Origin of the sequence: Amycolatopsis sacchari (assembly GCF_900114035.1) — a bacterium.
GTDB classification, from domain to species: domain Bacteria; phylum Actinomycetota; class Actinomycetes; order Mycobacteriales; family Pseudonocardiaceae; genus Amycolatopsis_E; species Amycolatopsis_E sacchari.
Window position 1 is genome coordinate 1 of record NZ_FORP01000036.1, and the last position, 18,897, is coordinate 18,897.

General features: G+C 72.1%; 20 protein-coding genes. 11 read left to right on the forward strand and 9 right to left on the reverse strand.

Annotation, left to right across the window (positions count from 1 at the left end):
- Positions 1-91 precede the first annotated feature (91 nt).
- The 7 genes from BMZ92_RS33820 to BMZ92_RS33850 form a co-directional block, all read right to left on the reverse strand.
- Positions 92-1,006 (reverse strand): formyltetrahydrofolate deformylase, encoded by a 915-nt coding sequence (locus BMZ92_RS33820; RefSeq protein ID WP_091516204.1) that lies wholly within the window; start codon positions 1,004-1,006, stop codon positions 92-94.
- Positions 1,007-1,030: 24 nt separating this feature from the next.
- Positions 1,031-1,660, reverse strand: coding sequence for a maleylpyruvate isomerase family mycothiol-dependent enzyme (locus BMZ92_RS33825; protein ID WP_245783413.1), 630 nt, complete (start codon positions 1,658-1,660; stop codon positions 1,031-1,033).
- Positions 1,632-2,348: a DedA family protein gene (locus tag BMZ92_RS33830; protein ID WP_143250012.1), complete on the reverse strand. Its 717-nt coding sequence runs from the start codon at positions 2,346-2,348 to the stop codon at positions 1,632-1,634. Before BMZ92_RS33830 ends, BMZ92_RS33825 begins: the two co-directional genes overlap by 29 nt.
- The gene (locus BMZ92_RS33835; protein WP_177228991.1) at positions 2,341-3,039 is read right to left on the reverse strand and encodes a lysophospholipid acyltransferase family protein; all 699 of its coding nucleotides are present in this window, start codon (positions 3,037-3,039) and stop codon (positions 2,341-2,343) included. The genes BMZ92_RS33830 and BMZ92_RS33835 overlap by 8 nt, the downstream gene beginning before the upstream one ends.
- A 68-nt stretch (positions 3,040-3,107) precedes the next feature.
- Positions 3,108-3,815, reverse strand: coding sequence for a GNAT family N-acetyltransferase (locus BMZ92_RS33840; RefSeq protein WP_091516209.1), 708 nt, complete (start codon positions 3,813-3,815; stop codon positions 3,108-3,110).
- 118 nt (positions 3,816-3,933) lie between these two features.
- Positions 3,934-4,725 (reverse strand): SAM-dependent methyltransferase, encoded by a 792-nt coding sequence (locus BMZ92_RS33845; protein ID WP_091516212.1) that lies wholly within the window; start codon positions 4,723-4,725, stop codon positions 3,934-3,936.
- Positions 4,704-5,204 (reverse strand): DUF2505 domain-containing protein, encoded by a 501-nt coding sequence (locus BMZ92_RS33850; protein ID WP_091516213.1) that lies wholly within the window; start codon positions 5,202-5,204, stop codon positions 4,704-4,706. Before BMZ92_RS33850 ends, BMZ92_RS33845 begins: the two co-directional genes overlap by 22 nt.
- Before the next feature lie 26 nt (positions 5,205-5,230).
- Here BMZ92_RS33850 and BMZ92_RS33855 point away from each other — a divergent pair, with 26 nt between their 5' ends.
- Entirely contained in the window at positions 5,231-6,241 is a 1,011-nt protein-coding gene (locus tag BMZ92_RS33855) for a UDP-N-acetylmuramate dehydrogenase (protein ID WP_091516216.1), read from the forward strand.
- On the opposite strand, the gene BMZ92_RS33860 is transcribed toward BMZ92_RS33855, so the two are convergent.
- Positions 6,233-6,967 (reverse strand): SDR family oxidoreductase, encoded by a 735-nt coding sequence (locus BMZ92_RS33860; RefSeq protein WP_091516217.1) that lies wholly within the window; start codon positions 6,965-6,967, stop codon positions 6,233-6,235. The two genes, BMZ92_RS33855 and BMZ92_RS33860, sit on opposite strands and share 9 nt — an antisense overlap.
- Positions 6,968-7,023: 56 nt before the next feature.
- Here BMZ92_RS33860 and BMZ92_RS33865 point away from each other — a divergent pair, with 56 nt between their 5' ends.
- The 4 genes from BMZ92_RS33865 (at position 7,024) to BMZ92_RS33880 (ending at position 11,472) form a co-directional block, all read left to right on the forward strand.
- Positions 7,024-8,193: a L,D-transpeptidase gene (locus tag BMZ92_RS33865; protein ID WP_091516220.1), complete on the forward strand. Its 1,170-nt coding sequence runs from the start codon at positions 7,024-7,026 to the stop codon at positions 8,191-8,193.
- 114 nt (positions 8,194-8,307) lie between these two features.
- Entirely contained in the window at positions 8,308-9,606 is a 1,299-nt protein-coding gene (gene mshA / locus BMZ92_RS33870) for a D-inositol-3-phosphate glycosyltransferase (RefSeq protein ID WP_425425896.1), read from the forward strand.
- Entirely contained in the window at positions 9,603-10,115 is a 513-nt protein-coding gene (locus tag BMZ92_RS33875; RefSeq protein ID WP_091516223.1) for a type III secretion system chaperone family protein, read from the forward strand. The genes mshA and BMZ92_RS33875 overlap by 4 nt, the downstream gene beginning before the upstream one ends.
- A 616-nt stretch (positions 10,116-10,731) precedes the next feature.
- On the forward strand, positions 10,732-11,472 hold the full coding sequence (locus tag BMZ92_RS33880) for a phosphoglyceromutase (RefSeq protein WP_091516226.1): 741 nt from the start codon (positions 10,732-10,734) through the stop codon (positions 11,470-11,472).
- A gap of 37 nt (positions 11,473-11,509) precedes the next feature.
- Here the strand turns inward: BMZ92_RS33880 and BMZ92_RS33885 are convergent, their stop codons facing one another.
- Entirely contained in the window at positions 11,510-12,133 is a 624-nt protein-coding gene (locus tag BMZ92_RS33885) for a helix-turn-helix domain-containing protein (RefSeq protein WP_091516228.1), read from the reverse strand.
- A gap of 66 nt (positions 12,134-12,199) precedes the next feature.
- Between BMZ92_RS33885 and BMZ92_RS33890 the strand changes: the two genes are divergently transcribed.
- The 6 genes from BMZ92_RS33890 to BMZ92_RS33915 all read left to right on the forward strand — a co-directional run bounded on the left by BMZ92_RS33890 (position 12,200) and on the right by BMZ92_RS33915 (position 18,841).
- Complete coding sequence (locus tag BMZ92_RS33890; RefSeq protein ID WP_091516231.1) at positions 12,200-13,066, forward strand: oxidoreductase; 867 nt, start codon at positions 12,200-12,202, stop codon at positions 13,064-13,066.
- Positions 13,067-13,199: 133 nt separating this feature from the next.
- Positions 13,200-14,399 carry a sensor histidine kinase gene (locus tag BMZ92_RS33895; protein WP_091516233.1) on the forward strand — a complete coding sequence of 400 codons (1,200 nt, stop codon included), beginning with the start codon at positions 13,200-13,202 and terminating at the stop codon, positions 14,397-14,399.
- Complete coding sequence (locus BMZ92_RS33900) at positions 14,396-15,085, forward strand: response regulator transcription factor (RefSeq protein WP_091516236.1); 690 nt, start codon at positions 14,396-14,398, stop codon at positions 15,083-15,085. Before BMZ92_RS33895 ends, BMZ92_RS33900 begins: the two co-directional genes overlap by 4 nt.
- A gap of 27 nt (positions 15,086-15,112) precedes the next feature.
- Entirely contained in the window at positions 15,113-16,120 is a 1,008-nt protein-coding gene (locus tag BMZ92_RS33905; protein WP_091516240.1) for a Ppx/GppA phosphatase family protein, read from the forward strand.
- Between the two features lie 121 nt (positions 16,121-16,241).
- Entirely contained in the window at positions 16,242-18,056 is a 1,815-nt protein-coding gene (locus tag BMZ92_RS37700) for a hypothetical protein (RefSeq protein ID WP_177228993.1), read from the forward strand.
- Positions 18,053-18,841 carry a sugar phosphate isomerase/epimerase family protein gene (locus tag BMZ92_RS33915; RefSeq protein ID WP_281245249.1) on the forward strand — a complete coding sequence of 263 codons (789 nt, stop codon included), beginning with the start codon at positions 18,053-18,055 and terminating at the stop codon, positions 18,839-18,841. The genes BMZ92_RS37700 and BMZ92_RS33915 overlap by 4 nt, the downstream gene beginning before the upstream one ends.
- Positions 18,842-18,897: the final 56 nt, after the last annotated feature.

The window sequence follows — 18,897 nt, forward strand, 5'->3', positions numbered from 1 at the left end:
GCTCCACTTCACAACCGGAGGCCTTCACCTGTCAGCACGACAGGCCACCAACGGTCACCTCAACCCGGGACAACGTCCCTGAACATCACACCTAGAAGACGACCGTGCGGTTGCCGTGCACCAGGACGCGGTCCTCCAGGTGCCAGCGCAGCCCGCGGGCCAGGGTGATCTTCTCGATGTCACGGCCCTTGCGCACCAGGTCGGGCACCGTGTCGCCGTGGTCGACTCGGATGACGTCCTGCTCGATGATGGGGCCCGCGTCGAGGTCGGCGGTCACGTAGTGGCACGTCGCGCCGATCAGCTTCACCCCGCGCCGGTGCGCCTGGTGGTAGGGCCGCGCCCCGATGAACGACGGCAGGAAGCTGTGGTGGATGTTGATCGCCCGGCCCGCCCACGCCGCGCACAACTCCGGCGGCAGGATCTGCATGAACCGCGCCAGGACGATCGCATGCGGGTCGTGCTCCTCGACGAGCTTGCGCACCTCCGCGAAGGCCGCGGCCTTATGGCCAGCCCCTCGCCCACCACCACCCTCAACGGAGGCGCTCCGCGCCGCAGGGTCCTCTCGAGGAAAGGGCACATGATGGAACGGGATTCCATGGGCGCGGGTGATGTCCGCCAGCGTCTCGTGGTTGCCGATCACCGCGCGCACGTCGACGTCCAGCTCGCCGGACGCGACGCGGCCGAGCAGGTCGTACAGGCAGTGCCCGTCCTTCGACACCAGGATCACGACGCGGCGGCGCACCGCCGTGTCCTCGACCCGCCAGTTCGACTCCGCCGACAACGACGACGCGACCTCGCCGAAGCGCGCACGCAGCTGGTCCACGTCGTAGGGCAGCGAGTCCGCGCGCACCTCCTGCCGCGTGAAGAACCAGCCGGTGTCCGGGTCGGTGTGGTAGGCCGCCTCGACGATCCAGCCGCCCGCGTCGGCGAGGAAGGAGGAGATGCGGGCGACGATGCCGGTGCGGTCGGGACAGCCGAAGGTGATCACATAACGTCGTTCGGACACCCGGTCATCATCCCCCGCCGCAGCTCACGGCGCCGCGAGGGGCTCCAACAGCTCGGTGCTCCCGGTGACGACGGCACTGCTCGGCCGCCCCCACACCCGGCGGTACACGGCGTCCGCGGGTCCGGCGATCGTCACGTCACCGGCGACGACCTCCGCCGTGATCTCCGGTGGCATGCCTGAAGACAACCGGACCGCCCACGCACGGTCCACATCGGTCGCATGCACTACGGCGACGCCCGAATGCGCCGACTTCGACCAGTCCCGGCGCGTCGGCACCATCCAGGCGATCAGCTCGTCGACCCCGTCCGCCGCGAATTCGGGGTCGAAGACCAGCGGCGGCTCGGCGGTGAGCGCGTGCTCGGCGTCCAGCCGGTGGATCGCCGCCTCGTGCGCCTGCCGCCGCGCCCACGAGCGCGCGACCTGCGGGTACCGGGTGAACGGCAGCCAGGCCGGGGTCTCCGGGTCGGCGAGGCCGGTGAGCATCTCCTCGCGCCGCTCGTCCCACCAGGGCAGCAGCTCCTCCCAGTCGCGGGGCGGCCGGTCGGCCTCGACCTGCCGTCCGCTCGGGTCGGCCAGTGCGTTGACCACCCACGACTGCACACGGGCGAGGTGCGCGACGAGCCTGCTAACGGTCCACCCCGGGCAGGTGGGCACGGGCGCGTCCGGGCCCGCTGCCGACGCGGCCGATCGCAGTGCGTCGCAGTGGACCCGGATCGTCTTCAGGTAGTCGTCGTGCTGCATACCGGGAGCGTATTCGGCGGGCGACCTCCAGCACAGCCACCAGCAGCAGGCCGATGCCGAACGACAGCAGCAGCCCCTTGGCGGGCTCGTCGGCGAACTTCGTGCCGCCCACCGCGCCAATACACACGCTGTATACAGCCCAAATACCGGTTCCGAGCGCGTCGTATGCGATGAAGCGCGCCCAGGAAACCCCCATGCTGCCGGTCGCCAGCCCACTTGCCACGCGGCCTCCGGGCAGGTAGCGCGCGGCGACGATCAACAGGGCGCCGCGCCGCTCCACCTGGCTCCGGGCCCACTCGTACCGCGCCTGCCCGCGCTCGCCCCGCTGCAGCCGGGCCAGCATGCGCGGACCCGCGCGGCGGCCGATCCAGTGCGACAGGCAGTCCCCGGCGAACGCCCCCACCGCCGCCATCGCGACCAGCAGTGCCAACCTCGGCACGTCCGGCCCCAGCAGCACCGCGACCGTCACCACCGTCGTCTCGCTCGGCATGAACGGCAGCAGCGCGTCCAGCGCCGCCACCGCGAACACCAGCACCCACAGCCAGGGGGAGCTGAGCGTGTCCCGCAGCAGCTCGGTGATGTGGTTCAGCGCCTCAAGCATGGACGACCTGCCGGGTGGTGGCCTCCGCTCGGGCGGCCAGCTCACGCCGGGTGCCGTCGGGTTCGAAGGGTTCGTGGGCGATCAGCCGCACCGTGAGGTCGTCGGTGTGCACCACGCGGCGCAGCGACGCCAGCAACGTGTCCTCGCCGACGAACGCCGCGACCGTGCTCGGTTCACCGTCCTGCCGGTACTCGAAGGTCACCGGCCGGATCGGCGCCCCCGCGTCGATCGCGGCCTGGAACGCGGCCCGCCGGAACGTGCCGCCCCCGCAGCGCCCGCACCACGTCGTGCCCTCGGGGAACACCAGCACCGACCGGCCGGAGCGCAGCGTGTCGGCCAGGCTCGCCACCACCTGCGGCAGCCGGCGCAGCTCGTCGCGGGCCACGAACGCGGTGCCCGAGCGCCGCGCGAGGTCCCCGATGACCGGCCAGCCCGCGATCTCCGCCTTCGCCAGGAACCCCGGGGGTTCCACGGCGAGCGCGGCCACGATGTCCAGCCACGACACGTGGTTGCCGACGATGAGCGTGCCGCGCCCGCCGGGCGCGCTGAGCCGGTCGGTGTCCGTGGCCAAGTCGACCCCCAGTTCCGTGAGCAGCCGGCGCGCGGTCGCACGCAGCTCACCCCGGCGGACGGCGGAGGGGAGCCCCGCCAGCGTGGAACCGACGCCCCGCCACCGTCGCACCGCTTGCATTGTGGTCACCCCAGGTCGCGTGGAGGTGACGCAGCGCGGTGTACACGGTGAACACACGGCCCACGCGTTCACCTGCCGTCTCCGAAGAAGTAACGCCGGTAGCGCTCGCCGACCTGGTCGAACGACAGCAGCGTGAAGAAGTCGGCGACGCCGAACTCCGCGTCGTGCGCGGGCGGGCCGCAGACCCACGCGCCCAGCCGCAGGTAGCCGCGCAGCAACGGCGGCACGTCCGCGTAGGTGGGCCGATTCCCGTTGCGGGGCAACGGCAACCACGGGTGGTGTGGTTCGACACGCAGTTCCGGCGGCGGGAGGTGCCGCGCCCGTGCCAGCTCCCACGTGCCGGCCGCCGTGGCACCGCCGTCCGCGAGGGACACAGACGCGCAGCCGGCCAGGTGGCGGTAGCCCTCCGCCATCGCGTACCGGCCGAGCGTCGCCCACATCAGGTTGATCACCGCGCCGGTCCGGTGCGCGGGGTGCACGCAGGAGCGGCCGATCTCGACGAGGTCCGGCCGCAGCGGCCGCAGCGCGTCAAGGGCGAATTCGCTTTGCGAATAAAGGGTTTCACTGCGTCCCGGGGGGAGGAGCCGGTAGGTGCCCACCACTTCGCCCCGGTGCGAGACCGCGAGGTGCTCGCAGATCTCGTCGAACTCGTCGCGGTCCTCGGCGACCCCGAACTCGGCCGAGAACACCTTCCGCCGCAGTTCCTGGCAGCCTGCCACCAAGGCCGGGTCCCTGGTCACGACTGCTTCGTACCCCGTGTCGATGAGCGTCGTCATGCGGCGATCGTGTCGGAGCCGCACGACTCGTGAACAGCGTTTTGCCCGATGTTCGGGGTAACTTCCGGGTTCGCCCGTACTGGCTGCCCGCTGGGAAAGAGTAGGGCTTTCCCCCTTTTTACCGCGGCGCGACCGTGTGCCAGGGCACCGTCAGTTCGCCGAGGCGCCAGCGCTTCGGGCCGTCGAGCACCGGCCAGCCGCGTGCGCGGAGCATGCGCACGGTCTCCAGCCAGCGGAACCGCGCGCCGAACGCGCCGTGCGGGGCGGCCGCGGCCCAGCAACTGTCCACAAGCGACAGAAAGTCGTGCACGGGTTCGCCGGGAACGTTGCGGTGGATGAGCGCCTTGGGCAGACGTTCGGCCACTGTGGACGGACGGTCGAGCGAACCCAGCCGCACGGACAACGTCAGGGTCACCGGCCCGTCCGCCGACAGTGTCACCCACGAGCACAGCCGCCCGATCTCGTCGCACGTGCCCTCGACGAGCAGGCCGCCCGGGGCGAGCCGGTCGAGGACCAGCTTCCACGCGCCGGGCACCTCTTCCTCGGCGTACTGGCGCAGCACGTTGAAGGCCCGCACGACGACCGGCCTGGTGCCGGCCAGTTCGAACCCACCCTGCCGGAAGTCCAGCCACGGCGGGTCGGCGGCCGGCAGGGCGGCGGCCACCCGCTCCGGATCGAGTTCCAGCCCCAGCACGCGCACCCGCGGGTGGACGGCCCGCAACCGCGTGGCGAGTTCGACCGTCGTCACTCCGTACGCGCCGTACCCGAGGTCCACCACCAACGGGTCGTCCGCGTGCCGCAGCAGGGTGGACACGCGTGGCGAAGCGGTGAGCCAGCGGTCGACCCGGCGCAGGCGGTTGGGGTTGGTGGTGCCTCGGGTGGGGTTGCCTAGGGGTTTCTCTCGAGCCACTGCGCGGACAGCTCGACCTCGCGCCGCAGCAGCTTGGTGATCTGATCCGCGACGAAGCCCTCCAGCTTGCCCCCGACCAGCGGGATGCGGATCTTCACCTCCCCGGTCGCGCGCAGCACGGTCTTCCCGCCCTCGGCACCGATCTCGGTGCGGACGTTGATCTCGCCGGGCACGCCGCTCACCGTGCCCCTGGCCGTCCCGGTGTAGCTGCCGCCCGAGCGGGTCCAGGTCTCCTGCCGGTCCACGGCCAGGTCCCCGCTGTGCAGGTTGCGCACGATCGACGGCAGCTTGTCGGCCGCCACGCCCTGGCGCAGCGTGAACCGCACCCCGTCGGCGGTGGGGGCGTAGTCGAGCAGCGCGGCGTTCTGCCCGCCGATCTCGGCCAGCCGCGCCCGCAGCGCGGGCTCGCTGGTCTGGGCGGCGTACACCTCGTCCACGCCCTGCGAGAACTCGGCGTGGTGCTCGATACGGGAGGCCATGACCGCAGACAGTACCGTTTGGAGCCGTGACCCGAGTCGAAACCCGGACCGCCCTGGCCGAGCACACGACCCTGCGGCTGGGCGGCCCCGCCCGCGAGTTCGTCGTCGCCGAGACCACGGAAGACCTGCTGAGCGCGGTGCGCGGGACGCGAGGGCCCGTGCTGCTGCTCGGCGGCGGCTCGAACCTGGTGATCGGCGACGCCGGGTTCGACGGCACTGTCGTGAAGATCGCGACGAGCGGCTGGCGGGTCGACGGCACCGAGGTCGAGGTGGCCGCGGGGCAGAACTGGGACGAGTTCGTGGCCGCGATGGTCGACGCGGGGCTCGGCGGGCTGGAGTGCCTGTCCGGCATCCCGGGCTCGGTGGGCGCGACGCCGATCCAGAACGTCGGCGCCTACGGCTGCGAGGTCGCGGACCTGCTGACCTCGATCGAGTGCTACGACCGGCGCGTCGGCGAGGTCCGCACGATGACCGCGGACGAGCTGGGCTTCGCCTACCGCACGAGCGTGCTCAAGGGCACCGACGCCGGGATCGTGCTGAGCGTGCGGTTCGCCCTGCGCGAGGACGGCCTGTCCGCCCCGATCCGCTACGCCGAGCTGGCGCGCAAGCTCGGCGTGGAGCTCGGGGCGCGGGTGCCCGCCGCGCAGGCCCGCGAGGCCGTGCTGGAGCTGCGCCGTGGCAAGGGCATGGTGCTCGACGCCGGCGACCACGACACGTGGAGCGCCGGCTCGTTCTTCACGAACCCCATCGTCGCCGAGGACGTGCTCGCCGACGTCGAGATGCCGCGCTACCCGGCCGACGGCGGCGTGAAGCTGTCCGCCGCCTGGCTCATCGAGCACGCCGGCTTCGGCAAGGGCTACGCCGGGCCCGGCGGCCGCGTGTCGCTGTCGTCGAAGCACACGCTGGCGCTGACCAACCGCGGCGGCGCGACCACCGCCGACCTGCTGGCGCTGGCCCGCGAGGTGCGGGACGGGGTCCGGGCGCGGTTCGGGGTGACCCTGCACCCGGAGCCCCTGCTGATCAACTGCTCACTCTGAGCGGTAGGAGCGCGAACCGTCGAGCTGCGCCCGCGGCTTGAGCACGATCGAGTCCAGGTTCACGTGCGACGGCCGGGTCGCGGCGAACGCGATGACCTCCGCCACGTCCTGCGCGGTCAACGGCGTCAGGCCCTGGTAGACCTTCGCGGCGCGCTCGGTGTCGCCGTCGAACCGGTTGGCCGAGAAGTCGGTCTCGACCATGCCGGGGATGATCTCCGTGAACCGCACCGGCTGGCCGAGGTGCTCCGAGCGCAGCGTGCGGTGCAGCGCCGACTGCGCGTGCTTCGCCGACGTGTAGCCGGAGCCGCCGTCGTACACCTCGTGGCCCGCGATCGACGTGACGGTGACCACGTGCCCGTCGCCGGATTCGACGAGCTTGGGCAGCAGCGCCTTGGTCATCCGCAGCGTGCCCAGCACGTTCGTCTCCCACATCCACCGCCAGTGGTCCTCGTCGGCGTCGACCACGCGCTCCAGGCCCTTGGCGCCGCCCGCGTTGTTGACGAGGAGGTGGCATTCTGGGATCAGCTGGACAAAAGCGGCAACCGAGGCGGGATCCGTGACGTCCAGTTGGTGTGCGGTACCGGACAGCTCCGCGGCCACCTTCTCCAGGCGGTCGAGGCGGCGGGCACCGAGCACGACGTGGAACCCGGCTTCGGCCAGTGCGCGGGCGGTGGCTTCGCCGATGCCCGCGCTGGCCCCGGTGACGACTGCGGTTCGTTGGCTCATGCCGCCATCCTCGCAAGCGGGGGGTCCGGCTCTGGGAGTGCGGGAGGTTGTGCGAAGTGGTGGACAGGCGTGCGGTGGTCAAGGCGGCACTGGCGGCGAGCGCTGCGGCGTTCGCCGCGGCGTGCAGCGGGGGCTCCGGCGGCGGGGGGAACACCGACGGCGGCGGGCGGGCGAGCGAGGCCGCGCCCGTGGCCAAGCTCACGGCGGAACCGGCGGCCGACGCCAAGGAGGTGCCCGTCCGCCAGCCGGTCACGGTCCGCGTCACCGGCGGCTCGCTGACCGAGGTCGTGCTCACCAACGCCGACGGCAAAGCGGTCGCGGGGTCCTTCAACCCCGACCGCACGGTGTGGACCAGCAGCGAGGTGCTGGGTTACGGCAAGACCTACCGCTACGCGGCGAAGGCGACCGGGAGCGACGGCAAGACCGCCGAGCTCTCGGGCGGCTTCACCACGATCAACCCGGCGCAGCAGATCCGGGTCACCGTGAACCCCACCGACAACGCCGAGGTCGGCGTCGCGATGCCGGTGAGCGTGAAGTTCAGCGGTGACGTGACGAACAAGGCCGAGGTCGAGAAGGCGCTCAAGATCCGGACGAGCAAGGACGTCGAGGGCTCGTGGGGCTGGCTGTCCGACCGGCAGGTCGACTTCCGGCCGAAGGAGTACTGGCCTGCGAACACGCAGGTCACCGTGGCGGCGGAGCTGTACGGCATGGACCTCGGCGGCGGCCGGTACGCGCGCGCCGACGTGACGACGGAGTTCAGGATCGGGCGCAACCAGGTCGTGAAGATCCACACCCCCGACCACGTGATGAACGTCTACCGCAACGGGGCCAAGGTCAAGAGCTACCCGTGCAGCAACGGGCTCGACTCGGACGTGAACCTCAACACGCCCAACGGCACGTTCATCATCATGACCAAGGAACCGTCGGCGATCTTCGACAACGCCCGCTACGGCTACACCAACGTCAACAAGAAGTGGGCGTGCCGGATCTCCAACCACGGCGAGTTCATCCACGAGAACCAGGACAACGCGGCCAACATCGGCAGGCGGAACACCTCGCACGGCTGCGTCAACCTGCTGGAGGCCGACGCGAAGGACTACTTCGACTCGGCGCTGATCGGCGACCCCGTGGAGATCACCGGCTCCCGGCTCGCCGGCCCCGTCACCTCGGACGTCATGGACTGGCTGGTGTCCTGGCCGGCCTGGCGGGCGAAGTCCGCGCTGTAGCCGCGTTGCCCGTTGGGGAAGATGGCGGGGGCATGCCGTGTTGCGTCCAGGGGCGGCCTCCGCCCCGTGGCGGACAGCAGGACACAACGGGAGTGAACCAGGGTGACGATCTCGCTGCGCGGGTCTCGGCGGAACTCGGCGATCTGGCCGCGCAGGGTCGCGGTGCTGTCGGTGCACACCTCGCCGTTGGAGCAACCGGGCACGGGCGACGCGGGCGGGATGAACGTATACATCACGCATACAGCCGTTGAAATGGCCAATCGCGGCATTTCGGTCGAGGTGTTCACGCGGGCCACGTCGTCGGACCAGCCGCCGGCCGCGGAGCTGGCGCCCGGCGTGCTGGTGCGGCACATCCCCGCGGGCCCGTTCGAACCGCTGGGCCGTGACGAGCTGCCGGCGCAGCTGTGCGCGTTCACGTCGGGTGTGCTGCGGGCCGAGGCGTTCCACGAGCCCGGCTACTACGACGTGATCCACTCGCACTACTGGTTGTCCGGGCAGGTCGGCTGGCTCGCGCGGGACCGCTGGGGCGTACCGCTCGTGCACACCGCGCACACGCTCGCGAAGGTCAAGAACGCCGCGCTCGCCGAGGGCGACAAACCGGAGCCGCGGACGCGCGTGTTCGGCGAGGAGCAGGTGGTCGCCGAGGCGGACTGCCTCGTGGCGAACACGCCCGTCGAGGCGCGCCAGCTGGTCAGCCTGTACGACGCCGATCCGCACTCCGTGCACATCGTGGCGCCCGGGGTGGACCTGGAGCGCTTCACACCGGGCTCGCGGGACGCGGCGCGCGACCGCTTCGGGCTGCCGCGCGACGCCGTGGTGCTCGCGTTCGCAGGTCGTATACAACCGCTGAAAGCGCCGGACGTGCTGTTGCACGCGGCCGCGCACCTGCTCCAGCGGCGGCCGGGGCTGCGGGACCGGCTGGTCGTGCTCGTCGTCGGCGGTCCGTCGGGGACGGGTCTGGAACAGCCGCAGGCACTGCGGGAACTGGCGGTGGCGCTGGGCATCGAGGGGCAGACGCGGTTCCTGCCGCCGCAGCCGGGGGAGCGGCTGGCCGAGGTTTACCGCGCGGCGGACGTGGTAGCTGTGCCCAGTTACAACGAGTCGTTCGGCCTGGTGGCGCTGGAGGCGCAGGCTTGCGGCACCCCGGTGGTCGCCGCGGAGGTCGGCGGGTTGCCGGTGGCCGTGGCACACGGGGTTTCCGGGCTGCTGGTGCCGTCGCACGCGGCGCAGGACTGGGCGGCCGCGCTCGCGAGCGTCGCGCTGCGGCCGGACCGGCGGGCCGAGCTGGGCGCCAACGCCGTGCAGCACGCGCGGCGGTTCTCGTGGCAGCGCACCACGGACGCGCTGCTGGACACCTACGCCGCGGCGGCACACTCGTTCCGGAACGCGGTACGTGCGGAGGTTGCGGTTTGAGCATCGACGAGGTGATCCGGTCCACGCTGGACAAGGCGGACCTGAAGTACGACCGGAAGGGCGAGGGCCGGTACTTCGTGACGCTGCCGGGCACGAAGAAGCTGCAGACGAACTGCTGGCTGCTGGTGCGTGAGCACGCGTTCGCGATCGAGGCGTTCGTGTGCCGCCGTCCTGACGAGGAGCACGAGGCGGTGTATCGCTTCCTGCTGCGCCGCAACGCGAAGCTCTACGGCGTGCACTACACGGTCGACGCGCTCGGCGACATCTACCTCGTCGGCAGGCTGGGCCTGAGCACCGTGACGGAGGAGGAGCTGGACAAGCTCCTCGGCCAGGTGCTGGAGGCCGCCGACAACGACTTCAACACCATCCTGGAACTGGGCTTCGCCACCAGCATCAAGCGCGAGTGGAACTGGCGGGTCTCCCGGGGCGAGTCCCTGGCCAACCTCCAAGCCTTCAAACACCTGGTAACCCCGGAAACCCCCCACGAACCCGGCACCCTCACCCAGTAACCCCGGCAACGGAAGTAACCGCGTAAGCCGAGGAGTCCCCCGGAAGCCGACCACGACAGGCGAGGGCCCTCCCGAAGCCGACCCACCGCGATGGGGGTCCAGGGGGCGAGCCCCCTGGCGGGGGTCTGGGGGTTCGACCCCCAGAAAGCAATGAGGAACCGCCTCCCGCAGGCGAGCGCGCCAGCGCGAGCATGCGGAGAGGAGGCGGGACGGCTCGAGGGAGGGGGAGTCGCGAACTCGAGCCGCCCCGCTGAACGCTCCCGCCGCTGTGGACCCGGTGGCGAGGGGGAGTGCCAACGGGGCCGGCGGGGCCGCAGCTCGGCAGGGGGGAGACGAGCTGCGGTCGCTTCCCGCCGCCGCTGGGGAGTGCGTGGAATCCAGCGGTGCGGGACGTAAGTCAACTTGTCAGATATCCACCAGTAATCACAAGACTACTGGATACTCCATTCGAGTGAAATTTATAACGGCTGTTAACGCAACGCAGCAAGTGTCACTTTCCGCGCTGGCCGTTCGAGCCCGTTCCTGCTCCCGGGCGATCGCGTTACCGAGCAGTAACGCACTGTGCGTAGACCCTGGTCCATCACGGGAAGGTTCGGGCCGCGGTTAGATTCGACGCATGGCCGAACTTGGAACGTTGGTGCTCCTCCGCCACGGGCAGAGCACCTGGAACGCGGAGAACCTGTTCACCGGCTGGGTCGACGTGCCCCTGTCCGAGCAGGGGCAGGAGGAGGCCCGCAAGGGTGGGCAGCTGCTCGCCGAGACGGGGCTGCTGCCGGACGTCGTGCACACGTCGCTCCTGCGCCGCGCCATCTCGACCGCGAACATCGCGCTCGACGTGGCCGACCGGCACTGGATCGACGTGCGGCGCAGCTGGCGGCTCAACGAGCGGCACTACGGCGCGCTGCAGGGCAAGAACAAGAAGCAGGTGCGTGACGAGTTCGGCGAGGAGCAGTTCATGCTGTGGCGCCGTTCGTACGACGTGCCGCCGCCGCCCATCGAGCGCGGCAGCGAGTTCAGCCAGGACACCGATCCGCGCTACGCCGACGACGCGCCGCTCACGGAGTGCCTGAAGGACGTCGTGGCGCGGCTGCTGCCGTACTGGGAGTCGGCCATCGTGCCGGACCTGCGCGCCGGGAAGACCGTGCTGGTCGCCGCGCACGGCAACTCGCTGCGGGCGCTGGTCAAGCACCTCGACGGCATCTCCGACGAGGCCATCGCCGGGCTCAACATCCCGACCGGGATCCCGCTGCGTTACGACCTGACCGAGGACCTCAAGCCGGTCACCGCGGGCGGCACGTACCTGGACCCTGAGGCCGCGGCGGAGGCTGCCGCCGCCGTCGCCGCGCAGGGCCGCTGATCCTCGTCGAGCGCGGGGGCCCGGCGGGCTCCCGCGCTCAGACGAGCCCGAAGTCGCGTGCCCGCACCCCGGCCTGGAAGCGGGACTCCGCGCCCAGCACGGCCATCAGCTCCGCGACGCGGCGCCGGTAGGTGCGCAGGCTGAGCCCGAGCGTCTTGGCCGCCGTCTCGTCCTTGCAGCCGGACGCGAGCATGTCGAGTATCCGCGGCGCGAGCGGCCGCACCTCGGCGAACCGCGCCTCGAACACGGCGAGGTCCGTCGCCGAGCGCCAGGCCGCGTCGAACAGCGACGTCACCCCGCGCACCACGTCGGGACGGGTGACGACGCTGTAGCTGCGCTCGCCGCTCGACCGGTCCCCGGCGAGGATCGCCGCCCGCTCGCCGAAGATCAACGTCTCGCTGATCTCCGACGGGGTGATCCGCACCCGCGCGCCCATCCGGGCGAGCTCCCGCACGTGCCGCGCCTGCACCGGGTCCAGCAGCACGGCGGGCCGGTACAGCTTGCGCACCGGGAAGTCGACCGGCGTCGGCCGGCTCACCTGCCGGGCCACCGCCCACGCGTACAGGTCGTGTGCGGCGCAGGCGACGGGCTCACCCGCCGTGAACAGGTGCGCCGCGCGCTCGAACAGCTCGGCCTCGCCGAACACCACCGAGACATCCACCCCTCCAGTGTGGCAGGAAAGTGCCAACCGGAGGCGTCGCTCGCGCCCGCGAAGCACGCTCGGAGCATGAGCACTGGAACCACCACCGCCGACGTGGCGGGCACCTGGACCCTCGGCGACCGCACCGTCAACCGCCTGGGCTTCGGCTCGATGCGGCTGCCCGGGATGCCCGACGCCCCCGGCGACCACGACCGCGCCATCGCGGTGCTGCGCCGCGCCGTCGAACTCGGCGTGAACCACATCGACACCGCCGCCTTCTACTTCACCTCGGTCCTGTCGTCGAACGACCTGATCAGGGAGGCGCTGCACCCCTACCCCGGGGAGCTGGTGATCACCACCAAGGTCGGCCCAGGGCGGCACCCGTGGGGCGAGTTCTACTACGCCCGGCCGGACCAGCTGCGCGGGCAGGTCGAGGAGAACCTGCGCCAGCTGGGCAGGGACCACCTCGACGTGGCGAACCTGCGCCTCGGGGACACCCTCGACCGCGGCAGCGGCTCGCTCGCCGAGCACTTCGGCGCGCTGGCCGAACTGCGGGAGGCCGGCCTGGTCCGGCACCTCGGGATCTCGAACGTCACCGCCGCGCACCTGGCGGAGGCCCAGCAGATCGCCCCCGTCGTGTGCGTGCAGAACATGTACGGCCTGTCCACCAGGCGCGAAGACGACGAACTCGTGCGGCTGTGCGGCGAACAGGGCGTCGCGTTCGTGCCGTTCTTCGCGATCCACTCCGGACAGGAGGACCCGGAGGTCGAGGCCGTCGCCGAGGCCCACGACGCGACGCCCGCGCAGGTCCGGCTCGCCTGGACGCTGCACCAGGGCCCGCACGTGCTCGCGATCCCCGGCACGAGCGACCCGGCGCACCTCGAGCAGAACCTCGCGGCCGGCGCGCTGCGACTGTCCGAAGAGGAACTGCGCCGGATCGACCCGATCCGGTGAATCACGGCCGGGCGGCGGTCCCGTGAACAGGGCCTGAACCAGCGGCCAACACTTTCCGTGGAGGTGTCACAGGCGTCACGACAAGGCCGTCAAGGCTAGGTCAAATGGTCAGCTTCGTGCTTACGATTCAGCCGTGAGCGTGAGTGCCGCACTCGCCCTGGCCGTCGGCTGCCTGCTGGTCGGCGGGCTCGCTGGTTCCCTGGTCAGCCGGTCCCGCCGGCGCCGGGCCGACCGCCGGCCGGCTGGTCCCACCGTCGCCGAGCTGCTGTTGCGGCTCGTACGTTCCTCCCACAACGGTGTCGTGGTGCTGAACCGCTTCGGCGACATGGTGCTGCACAACGACCGCGCGGAGACGCTCGGGCTCATCCGCGACAACCGCGCCGACGCCCGCGCCCGCAAGGCCGCCGAGCAGGTGGTCGAGACCGACGAGCCGGTCGAGGTCGACCTGTCGCCGCTGGAGGCGCGGGGCCGCCAGCCCGAGGCCGTCGTCGGGCACGTCCGCCCGCTCGGCGACGGCTTCACCGTGATCGAGGCGGTGGACCACTCCGAGGCCGCGCGCCTGGAGGCGGTCCGCCGCGACTTCGTGGCCAACGTCAGCCACGAGCTCAAGACCCCGGTCGGGGCGATCGCCCTGCTCGCCGAGGCCGTCCTCGACGCCGCCGAGGACGTCGAGGAGGTGCGCCGCTTCGGCGGCAAGATCCTGCACGAGTCGACCCGGCTGGGGCGTCTGGTCACCGAGCTGATCGCGCTGTCCCGGCTGCAGGGCGCCGAGCGGCTGCCCGACCTGAACGTGGTCGAGGTGGACGCCGTCGTCCGCGAGGCGCTGGGCCGCACGAAGCTCTCCGCCGAGTCCGCCGACATCGAGGTGACCGCCGACCCGGACAGCGACCTGCTCATCGAGGGCGACCGCACCCTGCTCGTCACCGCGCTGTCCAACCTGCTGGAGAACGCCGTCGCGTACTCGCCGCCGGGCAGCCCCGTCTCGGTGAGCAGGCGGCTGGTGGACGGCATGGTCGAGATCGCGGTCACCGACCGCGGCATCGGCATCGCCGAGGAGGACCAGCAGCGCGTCTTCGAGCGCTTCTACCGCGCCGACAAGGCGCGTTCGCGCGCCACCGGCGGCACGGGGCTGGGGCTCGCGATCGTCAAGCACGTCGCCGCCAACCACGGTGGCGAGGTCAAGCTGTGGAGCATGCCGGGCACGGGGTCGACCTTCACCCTGCGGCTGCCGGCGTACCAGGGCGCGGCACCGAACGGCGCCGCGGCCGACAAGACCCCCGACCGGGTACCCCGGCTCGTGGGGACCAGTCAGGAACAGGGAGGAAAGCAGTGACGAGGGTGCTCATCGTCGAGGACGAGGAGTCGTTCGCCGACCCGTTGGCCTTCCTGCTGCGCAAGGAGGGCTTCACCGCCGCGGTGGCCACCACCGGCCAGCAGGCGCTGGAGGAGTTCGACCGCAACGGCGCCGACATCGTGCTGCTGGACCTCATGCTGCCCGGCATGAGCGGCACGGACGTGTGCAAGCAGCTGCGGCAGCGTTCCGCCGTGCCGGTGATCATGGTGACCGCGCGGGACAGCGAGATCGACAAGGTCGTCGGCCTGGAACTGGGCGCCGACGACTACGTGACCAAGCCCTACTCCGCGCGCGAGCTGATCGCCCGCGTGCGTGCCGTGCTGCGGCGCGGCGGCGAGAACGGCGGCGAGGGCGAGCTGGCGCCGCCGGTGCTCGCGGCCGGCCCGGTGCGGATGGACGTCGAGCGGCACGTCGTGACCGTCGACGGCAGCGAGGTCTCGCTGCCGCTGAAGGAGTTCGACCTGCTGGAGTACCTGCTGCGCAACGTCGGCAGGGTGCTCACCCGCGGCCAGCTGATCGACCGGGTGTGGGGCGCGGACTACGTGGGCGACACGAAGACGCTGGACGTGCACGTCAAGCGGCTGCGGTCGAAGATCGAGCCCGACCCCGGCTCCCCGCGGCACCTCGTGACGGTGCGCGGTCTTGGTTACAAGTTCGAGACTTAAGCCGCCTTCCGGGTACGGTAGGGCTTTGTGCGCCTAGGGGTACTCGACGTCGGGTCCAACACCGTGCATCTGCTGGTGGTGGACGCCCATCGTGGTGCCCACCCGACGCCCATGCACTCCGAGAAGATCGTGCTGCGCCTCGCCGAGCAGATCACCAAGCACGGCGAGCTGAGCAAGGCCGGTGCGCAGGGCCTGGTCGACGCGGTCGCCACCGCGAAGAAGTCGGCCACCGAGCTGGGCTGCGAGGAGGTCATGGCGTTCGCGACGTCGGCGGTGCGCGAGGCGACGAACTCGGCCAAGGTGCTGCGCAAGGTCCGGGACGAGACCGGCATCGAGCTGAGAGCGCTTTCCGGGCCGGACGAGGCGCGGATGACGTTCCTCGCGGTGCGCCGGTGGTTCGGCTGGTCCGCCGGGCGGCTGCTGGTGCTGGACATCGGTGGCGGCTCGCTCGAGGTCGCGATGGGCATCGACGAGGAACCCGAGCTCGCGGAGTCGCTGCCGCTGGGCGCCGGGCGCATCACCCGCACCCGGTTCGAGCACGACCCGCCCAGCCGGTCGGAGCTCGTGGCCACGTCCGCGTGGCTCGACGAGCAGCTCGCGCCGCTGGCGGGGAAGGTGGCCGCGCTCGGCGCGCCCGACCGGGTGGTGGCCACGTCGAAGACGTTCCGTTCGCTGGCCAGGCTGGCGGGGGCGGCGCCCTCCGCCGCGGGCCCGCGGGTACGCCGTACCCTGTCCGACACCGCACTGCGGCAGCTGATCGCCTTCGTCTCCCGGATGACGGCGGCCGACCTGGCCGAGCTGGAGGGGGTCAGCGCGAGCAGGTCGCACCAGCTCGTGGCCGGCGCGCTGGTGGCGCAGGCCGCGATGCGGGCGCTGTCGGTGCACGAACTGGAGATCTGCCCGTGGGCTCTGCGAGAGGGGCTGATCCTGCGGCGACTGGACCGCTCGAACGGTGCGGACGACACTGCACCGGAGGCGTGGCGCAGTTCGTCGCGCGAACGGACCGGTGACAGCACGCCCGGTGGACGGGAGTGACGCGGTGAGGGCACGGTGGAAAGGTGGAAGGGATGCGTGAGGCGGTGCTGCACGTGTGCCGTGCCCGGACCCGGGCTCGCAGGCTACGCGACGACCAACGTGCGGTGGGGGTGAAACGCTGATGAGTCGGGAAAGCGGTCAGGACCGTTCGCAGAAGACGGTCGCCGAGCTGCTCGCCCTGCACGGCGGGAACGTCGAAGGCCGTCGTCGGCACCGGCGGGCCGCCGACGAGGAGGAAGAGCAGCAGCCCGGCGGTGCCGCGCCGAACGGCACCGACGCGCCCCGGCGCGCGCGTGGTGCCACGGACACCGGCCCGCAGGCGATCATCGAACGCGTCCGCGGGGACAACCCGCTGCCGCCGAACGGCCGCCGCAACGGCGGCAGGCGCGCCCTGCCCGACGACGAGCAGCCCGCTCCGCAGGACTCCGGCCTGTTCCGTCCCCAGGAGCCCGTCCCGCCCAGGGCACCGCAGGACGCGGGCCCGGCCCGGGCTCCGGAAGCCGCCCCGCTGAGGCCGCAGGACAACGGCTCGCTCCGCCCGCCGGACGCCCCGCCGCTGCGTCCCCAGGAGACCGGCGCGCCTCGGCGCCCCCAGGACTCCGCCGCGCTGCCCCGTCCCCAGGAGGGTTCGCTGCGGCCGCCGGACGCGGGTTCGCTCCGTCCGCAGGACGGCTCGTTGCGGCCCCCGGACGCCGGTCCGCTCCGTCCGCAGGACAACGGGTCGTTGAGGCCCCCGGACGCCCCGCCGCTGCGCCCGCAGGACTCCGCGACGCTGCCGCGGCCCAACGGCGCCCCGCCTTCGGGCGCGTTCCCCCGCCCGAACGGCCCCGTCAACGGCGCGGTCCCGCCCGCTTCGGGTGCCTTCCCGCAGCCGGGCGCCGGGCAGCCGGAGTCCGGCGCGTTCCCCCGGCCCCCGCAGGAGTCGGGCACCTTCGGTCGTCCGGACCCGACCCCGCCCCCGCGGAACGTCCCGCCCGAGTCGGGTGCGTTCCCGAGGCCCTCCGGTGGTCCCGACTCGATGCCGGGCCGCCGGCCGCGCCTGCCTCAGCGGCCGCCGCAGGAGTCCGGCGCGCTGCCCCTGCCGGAGCAGGATGAGCCGAGGGCTGCCCGCGCCGCCGAGGAGACCAGGCAGGTGCAGCCGCTGCGCCGCCCGCCCGCGGGCGCGCCCGGCAACGGGCTGGCCGCGCGGCTCGACGGTCTCGACGCCCCGGCGCCCGAGGACACCCCCGATCCCGGGCCGCCGCCCAGCGGCGCGTTCCCGGTGCCCCCGCGCCGTCCGCGCCGGGCCCCCGCCCGGCCGCCGGCCGAGCCGGAACCGCACACCGAGCAGTTCCAGGCCGTCAACGGCAGCGAGCCGCCCGAGGCGGTCGTCCCGCCGGACGCCCCGCCCGCGGGGTTGTCGCGCTGGCGCCGCCAGCGTGAGCAGGTGAGCTCGGAGGACACCGAGGTGGGCGTGATGCCCGCCGTGCGCGAGGAGCAGGTGCCCGACGAGCACCTCGAAGCCACCGGCTTCCACGACCCCTTCGCGGAGGACGACGAAGAGGTCGACGAGTTCGGGGAGTTCGGCGAGGCCGAACCGGAGCGCCGCGGCGGCTACGACTACGAGCCCGACGAGGCCGGGCACGCCGAGGACGAGGACTACGCGGAGGAGGCGGAGCCGGAACGCCCCGCCTCCCCGGCGAAGCAGTGGCTGTCGATGGCGGTCCAGCTCGCGCTGGGCGTGATCGGCGGTGCCGCGGTGTGGCTGGGCTTCAACTGGCTGTGGGGCCAGCTGCCCGCCGCCGCGCTCGTCGTCGCGCTCGTGGTGATCGTCGGCCTGGTGTGGATCGTGCGGAAGATCCGCCGCGCGGACGACATCCAGACGATGGTCCTCGCGGTGCTGGTCGGCCTCGTGGTCACGGTCTCGCCCGCGGCACTCCTGCTGCTGTCACGGTGATCCCGGTCGGGCTGTCCACCGCGTCGGTGTGGCCGCTCCGTGCCGGCACCGCGTTCGAGCTGGCCGCGGACCTCGGCTACGACGGGGTCGAGGTCATGGTGTGGGTGGATCCGGTGAGCCAGCACGTGCCCGAGCTGCGCCGCTGGTCGCGGCGCACGGGCGTGCCGGTGCTGTCCGTGCACTCGCCGTCGCTGCTGATCACGCAGCGCGTGTGGTCACCGGATCCGGTGGTCCGGCTGCGGCGCAGTGTCGAGGCCGCGCTCGACCTGGAGGCCAGGACGGTCGTGGTGCACCCGCCGTTCCGCTGGCAGCGCCGCTACGGTGACGCGTTCGAGGACCTGATCGCCGAGCTGGAGGACGAAAGCGGCATCGAGATCGCCGTCGAGAACATGTTCAAGGTGCGCCCGCCCGGCGGCCGCAAGGACACGCGGATGTCGGCGTTCCGGCCCTCGATCGACCCGACCGACGTGGGCTACCGGCACTACACCCTCGACCTGTCGCACTCGGCCGCCGCTCAAATGGACGCACTCGCGCTGGCCGAGCGGATGGGCGAGGGGCTGACCCACGTGCACCTCGCCGACGGCACGGGGGTGCCGAAGGACGAGCACCTCGTGCCCGGCCGCGGCGGTCAGCCGTGCGCGGAGCTGCTCGAAAAGCTCGCCGCGAGCGACTTCGGCGGGCAGGTCGTGCTCGAAGTGAACACGCGCCGCGCGCCGAGCTCCGCGCACCGGATGAAAGACCTGGCGGAGGCGTTGTTGTTCGCGCGGTTCCACCTGGGTGCGTGACGACGGTACAAGATCAACTTCACTCGGTTGCCGCGTTCCGGAGCATGGGCTTCCGA

Excerpts from the sequence above, each read along its gene's own strand:
- BMZ92_RS33835 (WP_177228991.1), bottom strand. The coding sequence starts at position 3,039 with ATGCAAGCGGTGCGACGGTGGCGGGGCGTCGGTTCCACGCTGGCGGGG.
- BMZ92_RS33860 (WP_091516217.1), bottom strand. The coding sequence starts at position 6,967 with ATGAGCCAACGAACCGCAGTCGTCACCGGGGCCAGCGCGGGCATCGGC.
- BMZ92_RS33850 (WP_091516213.1), bottom strand. The coding sequence starts at position 5,204 with ATGGCCTCCCGTATCGAGCACCACGCCGAGTTCTCGCAGGGCGTGGAC.
- BMZ92_RS33830 (WP_143250012.1), bottom strand. The coding sequence starts at position 2,348 with ATGCTTGAGGCGCTGAACCACATCACCGAGCTGCTGCGGGACACGCTC.
- BMZ92_RS33880 (WP_091516226.1), top strand. The coding sequence starts at position 10,732 with ATGGCCGAACTTGGAACGTTGGTGCTCCTCCGCCACGGGCAGAGCACC.
- BMZ92_RS33840 (WP_091516209.1), bottom strand. The coding sequence starts at position 3,815 with ATGACGACGCTCATCGACACGGGGTACGAAGCAGTCGTGACCAGGGAC.
- BMZ92_RS33890 (WP_091516231.1), top strand. The coding sequence starts at position 12,200 with ATGAGCACTGGAACCACCACCGCCGACGTGGCGGGCACCTGGACCCTC.
- BMZ92_RS37700 (WP_177228993.1), top strand. The coding sequence starts at position 16,242 with ATGAGTCGGGAAAGCGGTCAGGACCGTTCGCAGAAGACGGTCGCCGAG.